General features: G+C 33.5%; 15 protein-coding genes, 2 tRNA genes, 1 other RNA gene and 1 pseudogene. 9 read left to right on the plus strand and 10 right to left on the minus strand.

Translation table 11 applies throughout. The annotated features are described in order from the left end of the window. Positions 1–243: 243 nt before the first annotated feature. Positions 244–342 (plus strand): annotated as a pseudogene (locus tag HXY53_04405) (transposase). Between the two features lie 208 nt (positions 343–550). On the opposite strand, the gene HXY53_04410 reads toward HXY53_04405, so the two are convergent. Beyond that, positions 551–904: a PilZ domain-containing protein gene (locus HXY53_04410; GenBank protein ID NWF75810.1), complete on the minus strand. Its 354-nt coding sequence runs from the start codon at positions 902–904 to the stop codon at positions 551–553. Between the two features lie 273 nt (positions 905–1,177). Between HXY53_04410 and HXY53_04415 the strand changes: the two genes are divergently transcribed. From HXY53_04415 to HXY53_04435, 5 genes are all read left to right on the plus strand, one after another. Then, a tRNA-Ala gene (locus HXY53_04415) sits at positions 1,178–1,253 on the plus strand. A 167-nt stretch (positions 1,254–1,420) separates the two neighbouring features. Continuing rightward, positions 1,421–2,167 (plus strand): PilZ domain-containing protein, encoded by a 747-nt coding sequence (locus HXY53_04420; GenBank protein ID NWF75811.1) that lies wholly within the window; start codon positions 1,421–1,423, stop codon positions 2,165–2,167. An 83-nt stretch (positions 2,168–2,250) separates the two neighbouring features. Next, positions 2,251–3,321 carry a YjgP/YjgQ family permease gene (locus tag HXY53_04425; protein ID NWF75812.1) on the plus strand — a complete coding sequence of 357 codons (1,071 nt, stop codon included), beginning with the start codon at positions 2,251–2,253 and terminating at the stop codon, positions 3,319–3,321. After that, positions 3,318–4,394 (plus strand): YjgP/YjgQ family permease, encoded by a 1,077-nt coding sequence (locus HXY53_04430; GenBank protein ID NWF75813.1) that lies wholly within the window; start codon positions 3,318–3,320, stop codon positions 4,392–4,394. Before HXY53_04425 ends, HXY53_04430 begins: the two co-directional genes overlap by 4 nt. A 21-nt stretch (positions 4,395–4,415) precedes the next feature. Next, positions 4,416–6,017 carry a DUF1957 domain-containing protein gene (locus HXY53_04435; GenBank protein NWF75814.1) on the plus strand — a complete coding sequence of 534 codons (1,602 nt, stop codon included), beginning with the start codon at positions 4,416–4,418 and terminating at the stop codon, positions 6,015–6,017. A 105-nt stretch (positions 6,018–6,122) separates the two neighbouring features. On the opposite strand, the gene HXY53_04440 is transcribed toward HXY53_04435, so the two are convergent. From HXY53_04440 to HXY53_04480, 9 genes are all read right to left on the minus strand, one after another. Beyond that, entirely contained in the window at positions 6,123–7,031 is a 909-nt protein-coding gene (locus HXY53_04440; GenBank protein NWF75815.1) for a LysR family transcriptional regulator, read from the minus strand. 17 nt (positions 7,032–7,048) lie between these two features. Then, an RNA gene (gene rnpB, locus HXY53_04445) (RNase P RNA component class A) lies at positions 7,049–7,482 on the minus strand. Between the two features lie 63 nt (positions 7,483–7,545). After that, positions 7,546–8,256, minus strand: coding sequence for a hypothetical protein (locus tag HXY53_04450; protein NWF75816.1), 711 nt, complete (start codon positions 8,254–8,256; stop codon positions 7,546–7,548). Between the two features lie 11 nt (positions 8,257–8,267). Continuing rightward, positions 8,268–8,343: transfer RNA gene (locus HXY53_04455), tRNA-Ile, on the minus strand. An 88-nt stretch (positions 8,344–8,431) separates the two neighbouring features. Continuing rightward, complete coding sequence (rpoD, locus tag HXY53_04460) at positions 8,432–9,997, minus strand: RNA polymerase sigma factor RpoD (GenBank protein NWF75817.1); 1,566 nt, start codon at positions 9,995–9,997, stop codon at positions 8,432–8,434. Beyond that, entirely contained in the window at positions 9,994–11,682 is a 1,689-nt protein-coding gene (locus tag HXY53_04465; GenBank protein NWF75818.1) for a DNA primase, read from the minus strand. The genes rpoD and HXY53_04465 overlap by 4 nt, the downstream gene beginning before the upstream one ends. Further along, positions 11,683–12,651 carry an NGG1p interacting factor NIF3 gene (locus HXY53_04470; GenBank protein ID NWF75819.1) on the minus strand — a complete coding sequence of 323 codons (969 nt, stop codon included), beginning with the start codon at positions 12,649–12,651 and terminating at the stop codon, positions 11,683–11,685. After that, a complete protein-coding gene (locus HXY53_04475; protein ID NWF75820.1) occupies positions 12,648–13,097 on the minus strand; it encodes a GatB/YqeY domain-containing protein in 450 nt (149 codons plus the stop codon). The genes HXY53_04470 and HXY53_04475 overlap by 4 nt, the downstream gene beginning before the upstream one ends. Further along, a complete protein-coding gene (locus HXY53_04480; GenBank protein ID NWF75821.1) occupies positions 13,097–13,294 on the minus strand; it encodes a 30S ribosomal protein S21 in 198 nt (65 codons plus the stop codon). The genes HXY53_04475 and HXY53_04480 overlap by 1 nt, the downstream gene beginning before the upstream one ends. A 199-nt stretch (positions 13,295–13,493) precedes the next feature. Here HXY53_04480 and HXY53_04485 point away from each other — a divergent pair, with 199 nt between their 5' ends. The 3 genes from HXY53_04485 to HXY53_04495 form a co-directional block, all read left to right on the plus strand. Next, positions 13,494–14,456, plus strand: a complete 963-nt coding sequence (locus HXY53_04485) for a sigma-54-dependent Fis family transcriptional regulator (GenBank protein NWF75822.1) — start codon at positions 13,494–13,496, stop codon at positions 14,454–14,456. 51 nt (positions 14,457–14,507) lie between these two features. Then, the gene (cas6, locus tag HXY53_04490) at positions 14,508–15,479 is read left to right on the plus strand and encodes a CRISPR system precrRNA processing endoribonuclease RAMP protein Cas6 (GenBank protein NWF75823.1); all 972 of its coding nucleotides are present in this window, start codon (positions 14,508–14,510) and stop codon (positions 15,477–15,479) included. 105 nt (positions 15,480–15,584) lie between these two features. Next, the coding region (locus HXY53_04495; protein NWF75824.1) for a TIGR02584 family CRISPR-associated protein at positions 15,585–16,469 on the plus strand (885 nt) is incomplete at its 3' end.

Raw genomic sequence — 16,469 nt, forward strand, 5'->3', positions numbered from 1 at the left:
AATGTTTGCTCAATATTGTTTCAATAGCTTTGTCTTTGATTGTTTCAAATGTCTTTTGATCCAACTTGTATCCTCCTCTTATTTTTCTACTCTTAGACACAACATTATTCTAACACCCGAAGAGGTATGATTAACCGGCCAGAGAAGGCATTAAAAAGAAAGGCTCGTGCGGTTAAGGCCCAGTGGTTGAAGCGGATGAAGGAAAAGCTTGAAACGGAGATTGGGCGGGCATTGAATGCACGGAGGAAGAAGACAGTGGAGCCTGTGTTTGGGATAATTAAACAGTGCATGGGGTTCAGGCAGTTTTTGCTGAGGGGACTGGAAAAGGTAGCTGGCGAGTAGAAACTGGTAACGATGGCGTATAACTTCAAACGGCTATGGAATCTTAAGATGGCAACTGAATAAACAAATGGTGTAGTGTGTCCCTCTATTTTATGAGGTAATCTGGCTGCTAAAAATTATTTAAGATGATTTTTTTGATTGATACAATAAATATAAAAAACGTTTCATATAATTTAGGCGAAATTTTTGTCATAAGTCCGACAGGCTCTTAATAATTTAGAGAGTAAAGTTTCTGTAAGTGTTCATTAAGATAAGGTTGGTTTGATTCGTTGATTTCATTATGGAACTGTATGCCTAAAAAATACATATCTCCAAATTTTCTAACATAAACAATATGGCCTTGAATAAAATCAGTTTTTATTAAACCGTCTGTAGCTATAAATTTTATTTCGACTGAAACATCTGCGTTGTCTTTTAGGGGAATATCCGAATACAATCCAATCCCTGAAAGAGAGATATCGCTGATTATTGTATTAATCTTTTCATCATTTCCGATACCAGAAAATGTGAGGACAGCAGAGCCTGTAAGTGGAAATCTCTTATGTCTTCGTTTGTTTGTCATGGTCAACTCAGAATAGAAAAATTATATATAAATCTTAAAAAAATAGCAAAAATATTTTTAAAAAAAATGTAGTTACTTTCTGGATAAGACTAATTTTTGAAGTTCTTCTGCAACTCTTGTAATTACATAATTCCTTTTTGATAATTTTCAAAAGCAGATTTGATTAAATTGTCGATATTTAATAAAAACCAGACAATCAGCAGATTTTGTGATAGGGTTCTATTGTCAGGGTAAGTGGAAATGTGTTAATTTATATATCTTAATTTACAAGATGGGGCTGTAGCTCAGTTGGGAGAGCGCTTGAATGGCATTCAAGAGGTCGTCGGTTCGATCCCGATCAGCTCCACCAAAGACTTAAATTCCCATTATTATCGCTGGAGCTAAATTTCTGTATTCTTAAAGGTCAAACAGAAGTAAATACATACTAAAAGTAAAAAAATATTGATACATTATTTAAATAATTAAAGTTATAATATATTGCAATTCTATAAAGCATAAAATACTATCAGATTAGCTATGCATGACAAAAGACGTTACAAAAGATATTTAGTAGATGTGATGGAAATTAATAGCAAGATGATTCTCGCCAGCGAGGTGCAGATAATTGACATTAGTGTTGGTGGTGTATCTCTGAAAGTTGACAGAAGACTGAATCTGGGTAGTGAATATTTACTCACTATGGAGAATAAAGGAAGGGTTATTAATGTTAAGGCAATGGTTGTATGGTCTATGATATCCGGAAGTAAGGTTGGGCCTAAAGGTGATATTGTGCCTATTTATACTGCAGGAATGAAATTCACACAACTTAATGATGAAAAAATAAAGGAGATAGCAGCTTTTATTGATAAACATAAACTCTACGAAGAGAAATATGTAGATGTATTTGGAGTAGATGGTCTAAGGCTACATGTTAGAGTTCGTATTGATAATCCGGATAAAGCAATTTTGAATACTTTTGAAAACTATAAAGTGAAAAAACTAAGCCTTGGAGGGTTGCTTTTAGAGAGTAATATGCCTCTGGAAACTGAAACCAGATTACCAATGGAAGTAGACCTGTCAGAAGATAAATCAATAAAATTTACTGGAAGAATTGCTTCATGTATCCCTGTAAAGATTGAAGAAACAGAACACTATGATTTAGGTATCGAGTTTCTTGATATGTCAGAAAAAGATAGGGAAGTTCTTCAAGAGTTTATAAAATTATTGAGTTATATTGATGAGGGACTTCCTCCTCTTGATAACCTACAAATACCAAATACATAGTATTTATTTCTGCTGTTCTGCATTTTGGATTAAGAGTTTGTCCTATAAGTTTATGATAAAATAGTTTTATCATAAACTTATATATGAAAATAATACACAAATCTATATTAAAAGAATTAATCATCACTTTTATCCTCAGCTTCAGTGTCCTTAATTTTATTCTCATGATGGAGAAACTGCTTAGATTAAGCAGGTTTCTCTCAGGCTTAGGGACGTCGATATTTGATATAGCAAAGATTATTCTTTACATTCAGCCTCAGTTATTTTTACTTACTCTGCCTATGTCTCTCCTTCTCTCTACACTCCTTGTATATGGCCGTCTGAACATAGACACCGAAATTGTGATACTAAAGAATAGTGGAATGGATTTCAAGGGACTTTCATTGCCAGTATTTATGCTCGGGTTTATATGTTTTATTTTCAATATCGCTGTTAGTATTTATATCGGCCCAAAAAGCAGTATTAAATTAAGGGAAGAAGTTACAAATATTATAAAAGTGCGAACGCCTCTTGCGATTACAGAAGGCGGATTTCATACATATTTTAAAGATATGATGATTACGGTGAGGGAAAAGACGTCAGAAAACGAATTTAAAGACATATTCATTTATGACAGCAGGAATAAGAGTGAACCTAAAATACTTATTGCAAAAGATGGAAAGATTTTTATTAAAGATGGGTATCGTATAAACTTTTTTCTGAAGAACGGATATATCCACATGGGAAGACTGAATACTACTACTGAGATATTTTTTCAAAAATACAATATGGTTCTAAATTTTGAATCTGAAACACCGTCAAAAAAAAATGCGGAATATACTCCATATGAAATAATTAAAAATATTAAAAATACTGAAAAACATAGTAGTATAATTAACCTTTATCTTGAACTCCACAGAAGATTGTCACTACCGTTTTTATGTATTGTTCTGATTTTTTTCGGACCTCCACTTTCAATGATGGCTGGAAAATCTGGTAGACTTGGAGGATTAACTATAGGACTAACAGTTTTCACTGCATACTATATGTTGCTTATTTATTGTGAAAATCTTGTTAAAGCAGGAAAGATTGAGCATTATGTAGGTGCATGGATTCCTACTATTTTAATCAGTATAATTGCTTTATTTCTTATAAATAAGGAAAGTAAACGTTGAAGAAGATACAACAATATTATATAAAAGAATTTTTAAAAATCTTAGGAATCATTGCTTTTGGTCTCGCAATAATATTTAGTTTACTTGACCTTGTAGATAAAATTGATGATTTCATGCCGGGCAAGCCCTCTATCACAATCTTAATATGGTATGCATTTCTTAATTTTCCGAAATTTCTTTATTATCTTTTGCCAATGTCCATGCTCATCTGCAGTTTATTTATTTTCAGTCAAGCAGCGCGTAATAATGAGATTGTTGCTTTCAAAGCAATAGGAGGTAAAATTAAGAATCTTTTTTATCCTTTTCTTTTATTTGGCATTCTAACAACTATTTTTGCATTTATAGTAGGAGAAATTATAGTCCCCAATTTTTCAGAAAGGCTTAATGAATTAAAAAATACGCTGAAGAATAAAGAGAGAAAGATTGCATTTAAGGAAGGCAAACTCTGGCTAAGAGGGAAAGATGGGTCTCTGATAAGAATTGAGCTTTATATTCCTGAGAAAAGGTTAGCTAAAAATATGAGCATTTTCATAATTGGAGAATCATCACTGAAACAGCGGATAGAGGCAGAAAGTGCTGAATGGGTTGAAAAAGGTATTGAGGGAATGTGGATTCTTAAAGATATTAATATATATAATGTTGAAAAAAATGAAATTGAACACTTGAAAGAAATGGATTATCAGGGTCTTGAATCCCCGGACATTTTCAGTGAAGGAATAAAAAAGCCTGAGGACATGGGTGTCATCGAATTACGAAGATATATAAACAGATTAGGAGCTTTAGGAATTCAAGATAAGAAGCTATTTGTAGACATGTATTCTAAAATCTCCTATCCCTCCATAAACTTCTTTTTATTGATCCTTGGACTATCTCTTTCTGTAACGAAAAAAATAGGTGGCGGTTTATTTGCCGCAGGAGTCGGTTTAGGGATTAGCTTTATATACTGGCTTGGATATACATTTATGCTCTCACTTGGATATGCAGGAATAATTCCAGCAGTAGTATCCTCGTGGTCTTTACCGCTAATTTTCGGAGCAATTTCTATTTATTTTTTAAAGATGGTACCAGAGTGAAGAAGGAAGGAATTATCGTTTATGATTAAGGGATTTTTCTGTCTCGTTCTACATGCCCATTTGCCTTATGTAAGGCATCCTGAGTATGAGTATTTTCTGGAGGAAAACTGGCTTTATGAAGCTATCCATGAAACTTACATACCATTAATCAATATGCTTGAAAATCTAATTGATGATAGTATCGATTTCAGGATTACCATATCTATTAGTCCGACTCTTATTGAAATGTTTAATGATTCTCTTCTCAGGGAAAGATTTAAACGGCATATTGAAAGATTAGAAGAATTATCTGAAAAGGAACTTTATAGAGTGAAAGGAGATATACATTTCGAACCTGTTGTAAAAATGTATCATAATCGATTTAAATTGATTAAACGTCTCTATGAAGATGTTTATAAAAAAGATCTTATAACTGCATTTAAGGCAATGTCCGATTCAGGAAAAGTAGAATTCCTATCTACTGCTGCAACCCATGCTTTTTTACCAAATTTATCTCTATATCCAACTGCGGTCAGAGCACAGATAAAACAGGGAGTAAATCAATTCAGGAAAAATTTCGGAAACAATCCTGAGGGAATGTGGCTTCCTGAATGCGGATATGCACCTGATTTTGAAAGATATATTAAGCAAGAAGGGATAAAATTTTATTTCCTTGATACCCATGGTATACTCAATTCAATTCCTAAACCTAAATTCAGCGTTTATGCACCAATACGATGTCCCTCAAATATTTATGCTTTTGGTAGAGATTTTGAAACTTCAAAGCAGGTTTGGTCCTCTTTTCACGGTTATCCAGGAGACTTTTATTACAGAGATTTTTATAGAGACATAGGATTTGATATCAATAAAGACTATGTAAAATCGTTTCTTGAACCTTATGGAGCAAAAACCTATACAGGTCTCAAATATTATAGAATAACGGGGAAAACGAATTATAAAGAACCCTATATTATCAGAAGAGCGAAACAGAAGGTTTCAGGGCATGCAGATCATTTTATTTTTAGCAGGGATCGACAGGTTGAATTGCTCTTTACAAAAATGAATATCAAGCCGATTATTACAGCAATGTATGACGCAGAACTTTTTGGACACTGGTGGTTTGAAGGTATTGATTGGCTTAATTCAATATTAAGAAAAATAAACCTCCCCGAGAGAAATTTTAAAATGATCAATCCTTCTGAATATCTTGCTTCAATTTATAAACAGGCTCGGTATTTGCAGTTAAGTAATCCTGATTTATCAAGCTGGGGAGATAAGGGATACTCGCGGGTATGGCTTAATCCCTCTAATGACTATGTCTACCGGCATATATTTATGGCAACAGAAAGAATGCAACAACTTGCAGATAGATTTAAGAAGTCCACTAATCTTATTCATAGGGCTATCAATCAAGCAGCAAGAGAACTTCTACTTTCACAACATAGCGATTGGATATTCATGATGAAAACAAACAACGCAAAAGACTATGCTTGCAAAAGGTTTGAGCAACATATAAGCAGATTTAATTATCTATATCATTCAATAATTAATGGAGAAATATCAGAAAGGCGTCTTGAAGAGATAGAAGAGCAGGATAAGATATTTCAGGATATTGATTACCGTATCTTCCGAGATAAACTTTAAACCAAAAAATTCTATTAGAATAATGCAGAGGTTGTGAGAAATAAAGGGGGATGTATCGAGTTAAGGAAATTTTCGAGAAATATCTACATTATTTGGGTTAAAGAGTTATTGTAAAAGTTTATCAAAGGGGTAAGATTTCAAAAATGTAAGAAATTCATCAAATGCATTTGAAGTAATAGAATTTTTCTTAGAGATAACATAAAAATCTCTAACCATCTTTTCCTCTTTTAAGTTAAGAAGACGAAGTGTTCCGTATTTGATCTCTTTGCGTGCAGCCCATCGTGAGATTATAGAAACTCCAAGACCGTTTTCAACAGCATCTTTTATCGCCTCTGTACTTCCAAGTATTGCAGATATTTTCATATCCTGTGGAGTGACTCCATGTTTTGCAAGAAATTTTTCAATGATCTGTCGTGTTCCGGAACCAGCTTCACGAAATATAAAAGGTTCCTTTATAAGTTCTGGAAGAGATACCTCTTTTCTTTTTGACCAAGGATGATCAGGAGGAGCAATTAATAGCAATTCGTCGGAAATGAGCTTTTTTAAGACCATTTTCTGTCTGGATACATCGCCTTCTGCAATGCCTACATCTATACTGCCTGAGTTGAGATGCTCTATGACTCTTTTTGTATTACTAACAATAAGATAAATCTTTATCTTTGGATGCGTTTTTCTGAAGTCAGTGATAACACTGGGAAGGATATAGTTTCCTATATTTGAACCTGCACCTATTGTTAAACTTCCTTTAACTATTCCTGTCTGTTTTCCAATAGATTTTTCTGCAGATGAATATAATGATAGAATCTCTTTTGCATATTTATAAAGAATCTCACCGGCAGGAGTAAGTGTTACAGTACTGGATGAACGATCAAAGAGTTTTGTTTCATACTTTTCCTCAAGTGCCTGAATCTGAAGGCTAACAGCAGGCTGTGTTAAATGAATAATTTCAGAGGTTTTAGAGAAACTCTTAGTCTCAGCAACAGTGCAAAAGACTTTCAGTTTATGATCTTCCATTTAGATCCTCCAATTATTTTCAGAGCAGGATGTAAGCCGAGTTCTGTTAAAAGTGGTCATTCATCTAAGGTCTAATGTTTCCATTAGACTCATGCGGTCATAACCCGTTCCGTCTTCCCCTTAATTAGTCAGGGAATTCGAAGGGGCACTTCTCAAAACGGAACCTATTCGACCTTGCTCAAGGCGGGGTTTACCAAGCTTGAGATGTTGCCATCTCAACTGGTGAGCTCTTACCTCACCTTTTCACCCTTGTCCCAACTTAAGCTGGGACGGTTTCCCTTTCTGTGGCACTTTCCTTGGGTTAACCCCAGTCGCAATTAACGACCGCCTTGCCCTTTTGAGCTCGGACTTTCCTCCCTGTCTATTCTAAAGTCTTATGGTTTATATCAAATAGCACTTATTACCTGTTAGCAAAGCTTTAAAAAGACAGGGTAACCACTCATCCTGCCCTGACTTATAATAAAGTTTTATTATTATATAACAATTGTTTAATTTTTGGAAGTATAGAGAAGAATCAATTTGTATTTTTATAAAACAGTATCCTACGGCATTGTGGACAATATATTATTTCATCATTCTTCTTCAATTCCACAAAAAGCTGGGGTGGAATATTCATATTACAGCCCTGACAGATTTCTTCCTTCGCTTCTGTTACTGCCATACCATTATATGTCTCGAGAAGATTTATGTAAGTATCATAGAGTTCTTTATCAAGTTTCTCAGCAATTTTTGATCTCATCTCTCGTATGCTTAATAGTTCTTTCTCAATCTCTGACTTTTCATTTGTAAGTTTTTTCTTCAGATTTTCTATTTTCTCTTTTTCAGTTCTTATTTTTTCTTCTTCTATTTTTACATTTTTTGCAGTAATATCTATTTCTTCCATAATATTAAGGATTTCATCTTCTATTTGATAACGATTTTTTTCAAAAGATTCAATTTCTTTAAGATATGCTTGATATTCTTTATTAGTTTTTATTTCGCTCATGCGGGATTTTACTTTACTGATTTTATCATTAATATTGTCTAATTCTATTTCTTTATTTCGTTTCTTCTTTTCGAGAGCCTGAAGTTTCTGTTTAATATTATCAAAGCTGAGATTTAATTCTTTGAGAGGAGATTCAGCCTCTTTAATCTTGAAGGGAATTTGATCCAGTATGTGATTTATTCCGAGTATCTTAGTATCAATTTGCTGTAATTCTATTAGATGTTTAAGTTCTTCATTCATTATCACACCATTGGTGGGCCCACCAGGACTCGAACCTGGGACCAACCGGTTATGAGCCGGTAGCTCTACCAACTGAGCTATGGGCCCTTATTGAAATTTTGCACTATAATTAGTTTAAAAGGGTATATAACTTATAAATTATGAATTTTTAATATAAACTCAATTACATTTTTTATCAAGATTTTTCGATAAACTCTTTCAACCATTTGCTTCTTGAAGGATGTTTCAACTTTCTGATAGCTTTTGACTCTATCTGTCTTATTCTTTCACGGGTAACATCAAATTCAGTTCCGACTTCCTCAAGAGTTTTAGGAAGTTCAATCCCAATTCCAAACCTCTTTCTTATAATGGTTTCTTCTTTTAAAGATAGAGAACTGAGGACTTCGTCTATTTTTTTCTTCATATCATCTTGTATAGCAATATCAAGTGGAGAAAGTATAGTTTTATCCTCAATGAAGTCTCTAAGATGACTGTTTTCTTCACCAATAGGTGTTTCAAGGGAGACTGGTTCTTTAGATATCTTTAGTATACCATCTATCTTTTCTACTTCTATTTGTAGTTTTTCAGCAATTTCATTGGAAGTTGGTTCTCTTCCAAATTCCTGAACGAAATTACGTATCACTCTCATAATTTTATTGATTGTTTCGACCATATGAACTGGTAGCCTTATTGTTCTTGATTGATCTGCAAGTGCTCTTGTTATTGCCTGTCTGATCCACCATGTTGCATATGTGCTGAATTTGTAGCCCTTTTTATAGTCAAATTTATCTACAGCCCTCATTAGACCACTATTACCCTCCTGAATGAGATCAGAGAAACTCAAACCTCTGCCAAGATATCTCTTTGCAATGCTTATAACAAGTCGCAGATTAGCTTCTATCATAGCTTTTCTTGATTTATATACTTCCTTCTCACCCTTTATAATAACCTTCAAAGCTTTTTTCATATCTGCGAATGTCATATTGTATAAGATTTCTTTTTTATTAATAATGCCCTTGTATAATCTAATCTCTTTTTTAATAGCTGAGGTTAGAGATTTTGATTTTTTCTTTAGAAATGCAATTTTCCTCTGAAAAGCCTCTATTTCTGCAACAGAGCGTTTTAATTCATTTGAAAATGCTGTTATAACTTCTTCTTTAAGATTGAGCTCATGAACTTTATCGAGTAAGCAGCAATCAATTCTATCTAACAATTTTAAGAAATTTTGATAGTTATTGGAATATAAAGACCTATTCTTAACAGGTTTATTTATTTTATTCTGAGATAAACTATCATTTAATTTACAAAGATATTGCAATTTCTTTTTAAAGAGGACCTGTATTTTCTTGGTATTCTCTATGAATCTTTTTTTCAATAATAGTAGTTCTTCTTCAGTCTCCTCCTCGCTATTCTGTATAATGTCATTAACAGGAGCTTCACCAATCTTGAAAAGATTTCCAAGTTCTATTATTTTATTCAAGACAAATGGTAGAGAAAAAATCGTTTTATATATTTTCTCTTTAGCTTCTTCTATTTTTTTTGCAATTTCGATTTCCTCTTCACGTGTAAGAAGGGGAACGGAGCTCATTTCTTTTAGATAGATACGGACAGGATCTTTTTCATCTTCAATTAGTTTGGCACCATCTTCTTCTTTTTCGTATATTTCATCTGACATCTCTATTATAAAATCTGATGTCTCTTTTTCTTCGTTATATTCTTCAGTATATTCTTGATTTAAAAAGTCATGGAAGCGTTCTATCATATCTCAGCCTTAATAAGTTTGCGTTTCTCTTTTAAGAGAGAATTGAGCAATACAATATCCCCTTTTTCCTCACCCCACTTTTGTTGCTCTTTTATCATGCGTTGTTTGATTGTTCGAAGGCAATCTTGAATGTTCCTGTCAACGTGTTCTAAATCAAAGCCAGGATTACATGAAAGTTCCGTAATCAGAAATTTTTCTGATTCATCAGCTTTTTCAAGTAAAGTGGTTACTGAAAAATTGTCTGAAAGAGACTTGATTTTTTCAAAAATAGATTTAATCAAATCGGTCTGAATGGCATTAATATTCAATTCTGAAAATATAACAGGAGCTTTTTCTGGATATGTTATGAGTGCACTTAAGAGAATATATTCTTCTTTTAAATAGTTTCTTTTTAAAGGTTTTCCAATACCTGTTGATCGTAAATCCTTGATAGGTTTTTTAATTAATTTGTTCAATTCATTTCTCAATATCGTTTCATTTATACGTGATATGTCAGATAATTCCCTTAAGTATTCATCTGCCAGTATTGCGTCTTTCATGACTGTAATAATGCTGAGCAACTCACGTATTTTATCAATCTTATCCCCCTTAATTTTTTTAAGGATAAATTCTATCATTGACATTGAATTAGATATCATTTTATTAAAGGACTGGCTACCATTTTTTCTAAGAAAAGAGTCAGGGTCTTCACCTTTAGGAAGAAGTAGAATTTTTGTTCTGAAGTCGCTCTCAGCAAGAATAGGAAGAGACCTTCTTGCTGCAGCTATTCCAGCTTCATCTGAATCAAAAACTAATATTGTTTTCTTACAGAATAACTTCAGTTTCTGTAAATGTTTTGCTGTTAATGCAGTGCCAAGAGGGGCTATAGTATTTTGAAAACCGTATTGATGGCTTACTATCACATCGAGATATCCCTCAACGATTATTGCATAACCTTTTTTTCTTATATCCTCCTTTGACAGTTGAAGGCCATACAATATTTCACCTTTTCTAAATATTTCAGTCTCAGGTGTATTCAGATACTTGGGAAGAGTATTATCCAAAACCCTACCACCAAAGGCAATAAGATCATTCTGTAGATTATAGATAGGAAATATAATACGTTTTCTGAAAAGATCCCTGTATCCTTTTTCATCAATGGTACCAAGTCCTGCCTCTCTAATAGATGTGTCTGAATACCCCATTTTATTAAGATATCTACAGAGACTATTTCTCGAATCAGGCGAGAAACCTAAATGAAATTTATCAATATATTCATCATTAATCCCTCGTTCAAGTAAATATTTTTTTGCAATTTCAGAACCTTTCAAATTTTTGATAAAGAAACCGAGTGCATCTTCATTTATCTTTATTATCATATTGCGTTTTTCAGAAATATTACCTTTTTGGAAAGTTAACTCTGTTAGCTTTATACCAGCCTTTTTCGCAATATATCGAATAGCTTCTATAAATGAAATATTATCGTGTTTCATTAAAAAACTTATAACATCACCTCCAATTCCACATCCAAAACAGTGAAATATCTGTTTTGATTGATTTACCATGAAAGAAGGCGTTTTTTCAGAATGGAAAGGACAGAGACCTTTATAATTTTGACCGGACTTTTTTAAAGTTACATAATCAGAGATGAATTCAACGATATCTATTTTAGATTTTATTTCTTCGAGTAATCTATCAATCTTCATTCAGTCTGCTCTTGAAATTCGACTGAATCTTTTGAATCCAGAGCATTCAATAATGTCGATTGAATCATCTTTTGTAATTTCATCTATAAGTAAGTTTAGTCCGAGGCTGTCACTTGAAATATGTCCTGCAACAATAACATTGATGTGTTGTTTTTCAGCTTCTTTACGGTGTTCCTCGCTAATATGCATTCCAACAATAGTGTTAACACCACTGTTTGTAAGGCTTTCAAATATATCTTTTGCACCTTCTGTTCCACCAGTCATATCAACAAATATCTTTCCTGCTTTTCTTTCTTTTGTCCCAAGAACTATCTTCGGACCAACATTATTGGCAGATGCATATTTATACTCAGGGATATTTCTAAGTATATCGAGAACATCAGACAAAAGATACGGTTTATCATTATCTAAAAGTTTCTGAAGATAACTTGCTACCATATTATCTGCTGGAGTATGAATACAAATGAATGGAATATCAAGGAGTCTCGCTGCATCAACTGCCCTTGAATGATTAACAGGCATTAATTTCCTTTCGACTTCTTTAATCCTGTTTTCCATGAGTCCTTCTGCAACATTTATAGGTACTCCAAAGGTATTCAATATATCAGATTGCATCTGCATAACAGTATAAAGGTCTGCATAGGCTCTTCCAGAAGGATGATGTGAGAGTATAAGATCTATCTTTTTGCCTTTAGAACGCAGGGTTTCGGCCAACAAAATCTCACCCACATCAATATCGATACCCACGAGAATGCTTTGAACATTCTCTTCACCAGAACCATATAAAATTCTTGAGTCAGGATATGGATTCTTTATGGATTCCTTATCATAAAACTCACGTTCATCCTCATTGAGAGTTTCGTATTGTTTTTTCTTCCTCTTCAGTTCCCTGATAACCACATCTTTACCACGGGGGTCATTTTGAATTCCTGTCTCAATGGCTTTATTGTAAAAATTTCTTAAATTCATGTGCCTGTTAAGAGATCTTTAACCCTTTGATTAACAATTTTACCGTCAGCGAGTCCCTTAACACGTGACATTACTATACGCATAACTCTACCTAAATCTTTCAAACCTTGAGCAGATGTTTCTTTTATAGATTCAAGGATAATTTTGTCAATTTCTTCAGGAGAAAGTTGTCTTGGTAAATATGATTGAAGTATAGCAAGTTCCTGACTTTCTTTTTTGGCTAAATCCTCTCGCCCTCCATTTGAAAACATTTCTATAGATTCTTTTCTCTGTTTGCAAAGAGATGAAATGACATCAATTATATCTTCATCGGATAATTCTTTACCTTTGTCTATCTGCCTGTTCTTTGAAGAAGCCTTCAGCATTCTTAAAACAGAAACCTTTAAACTGTCCGATGTTTTTAATGCAGTCTTATAATCATCTTCAATTTTTTGCAAGAGGGACATTATTTGACCGCCATTCTAATTTTCTTTAGAGCTTTTTTACGAGCAGCGAGCGCCTTTTTTTTCCTTTTAACGCTTGGCTTTTCGTAATGCTCTCTTTTCTTTATTTCTGAGAGTATTCCTTCTTTTTCACATTGTTTTTTAAACTTTTTGAGAGCATTTTCGAAAGAGTCACTCTCACGAACCCTTACATAGGGCATCCATATACCCCTCCTCCCTATTCAAAAGTTGATATAAATTTTAACAATTTCGATTTCATTCTGTCAATGTAACTTCTTGCAAAATTTATCTTATTATGATAAATTCATTGCTATTCTAAACGTAGTAGAATAATTATCTTTATGATAAAGGTTCTAACCTAATAATTTCATAAAATAAAAAATTTAGAAGGAGTTTTATTTGAATATTGAAGTAGCAGATAAATTTCCTCAAATTATGGGAATGAGTCTCAAAATGATTAAGGTTTTTCAACAGATAAAAAAATTTAGTGGAAAAAATTCCCATGTTTTTATATCTGGTGAAAATGGAACATATAAAGAAATTGTTGCAAAATCAATACACTCTAATAGTTTAAGATCTAAGAATCCTTTTATTACGATTGACCTTAATGCTATTCCAAAAGAGTTAATTGAGGTTGAATTATTTGGAAATAAAAGTAAATTGAAAGAGGCGAATGGAGGGTCGCTTTATATAAATTGTATAGAAGAAATGGATTTTAACCTCCAGGATAAACTTATTAGTTTTATAAAAAATAAATCTATTGACGAAAATAATGTAGTTGATTTTGATGTAAGGATAATTTGTGCATCAAGTAAAAGTTTACCGGAGATGATTAAAAGAAGACAAATGCAGGAATCACTTTCAGCTATTTTCAATAATGCTTATATTAGAATACCAGCACTGAGAGAGAGGAAAGAAGACATCTTAAATCTTGCTGAGTATTTTCTTGAAGAAAATATTAAAAAATTTAATTTAGAAACAAAGCAATTTTCAAAGGATGCACGAAATTTCCTTCAAAGACATGACTGGCCTGGAAATATTCGCGAGCTTGAAAATACTATAAAGAAGGCATCTATTCTTTCTTGTGGTCCGATTATTACCAGAAAAGACCTGATAATAGATGACATTGGTCAATATTCTTTGGAAGAATTTTTAGAGATGAAACTTAAACGCTATTTAAAAGAAATGACAGAACTTAAAAATTGCAATATTCATTCATCTGTCATGTCTGAAGTGGAAAAATCACTCATCGCAATAGTATTAAAAGAGACCGGTTTCAATCAGATTAAAGCCTCAAAGACTCTTGGGATTAACAGAAATACACTCCGTGCAAAAATAAAAGAATATAAAATTAAAATATAGATTTTTTGTTTTTATAGTAGGATTTTGCTGTTTTTCGGAGGTGCATTGGTTGTGAATAAAACCAAAACCGATTATATCCAATACGCTCATTTTATTTTTAAATTAAATACAAAAGAATCGCTTGTACTTCCTGTTTATAAAGGCTCGACTTTTAGAGGTGGGTTTGGATATACCTTCAAGCGAGTTGTCTGTGCCATAAAAGACAAAGAATGTTTGGACTGTTTGCTTAAAGAAAAATGCGTCTATTCCTATGTCTTTGAAACCCCTCCACCATCGGATACGAAAATAATGCGGAAGTATAAAGCAGCCCCTCATCCTTTTGTTATCGAACCTCCGCAGGAAAAACGAAGGGGCTTTAAACCGGGAGATGAAATAAATTTCGGCCTTACCTTGATCGGAAGAGCGATAGATTATCTTCCATATTTTATTTATACCTTTGATGAACTTGGAAGGATTGGGATAGGAAAGGGCAAGGCCAAGTATGAGTTAAAAGATGTCAGTTGTGATGGAAAGTTAATTTATGATTCCGAAACCAAAACCCTCAAGACGTTTAGAACTTCATCGCTGCATTTAAACATAGAGAATGTCATTGCGAGGAGTTCCGATGTAAATCAGAACGACGAAGCAATCTCTATTTCCTTTTTAACGCCAACAAGAATTCTCTATGACAACCACCTCACCCGCGACCTCGAATTCCATATCTTCATGAGAAATCTTCTAAGAAGACTTTCACTCCTCTTCTATTTCCATTGCAATGGCGATCCTTCTGGATGGGATTTCAAAAGACTGATCGAAAGGGCTAAAGATGTGAAAGTCAAAAAGCGTGATTTGAAATGGCATGAGTGGCAGCGGTATTCAGGGAGGCAGGAGACAAGGCTCAAGATGGGAGGGTTTGTGGGAGAAATAAAATTTGAGGGAAAAATAGGCCATTTTATGCCGTTGATTAAAGCAGGTGAAATTCTGCATATCGGAAAAGGGACAGCATTTGGGTTGGGGAAGTATGAGATAACGAAAGACAAATAATTACTTCTCTTTAGAAAAGGGGGGGCGTGGGGGATTTTTCAAAGAAAACATTGCCACAATATTGTTTTCCTTGAAGGGATATTGTAAAAGGTTTAAGCTTGACTTATGAAAGAGTCAAAATTCAAAGAAGTCTTTATATTTGTAGCTGGAACCACACCACAAATAATAACAGAAACTATCTATGCCTTAATCCATAAAAAGCCTCCAGTTTACCCAGAAGAAATCTTTGTTATTACAACTTCTCATGGAAAGAAACTTATTAGGAAAAACCTTATTGATTCCGGAAGATTTTCAGAGTTCTGCAAAGAATTCGGCATACAGGAATCTTTGCTAAATCAAGATTCCATAATCGTGGTAAAAGACAGCAAAGGCAATGAACTTGATGATGTAAGAAACGGACAGGAAAACGAATGTCTTGGTGATTTCATCACAGAATTTATCAAGGAAAAAGCATCTGAACACTCTACAAGACTTCATTGCTCTCTTGCTGGTGGAAGAAAAACTATGAGCTTTTATTTAGGCAGTGCCCTCCAGCTATTTGGAAGACCATGGGATAAGCTTTATCATGTGCTGGTATCACCAGAATTTGAATCTAATCCAGATTTCTATTACAAGCCAAAGAAAAATAAAGTCTTTAAAAAAGATGCAAAAGAACTCCATACAAAAGATGCGGAGATATTCCTTGCAGAACTGCCTTTTATTATACTCAGGGAAAAAATACCCCTCAACGATAAAAGTTTTAGAAAGCTTGTTGAGGAAGGACAAAAAGAGATTGATACGGCGCTAACACAGCCTTTTATCAGCATAAGATTAAAAGAAGGAATTGTTTCTATTGGAAATAAAAACATCGAACTCAAACCTTTTCATATAGTTTTTATACCCACCTACTCAGACAGAAACTTGAAAGATGCCCTTATCCTGATAAGCTCTACTGTGGGAATTGCTATGACTGTTTTATTCAAATTAATGACCTTGCTGCCCCGGGAATTA

The sequence above is a fragment of the Nitrospirota bacterium genome, assembly GCA_013388455.1.
Lineage (GTDB): Bacteria > Nitrospirota > Thermodesulfovibrionia > Thermodesulfovibrionales > SM23-35 > JACAFF01.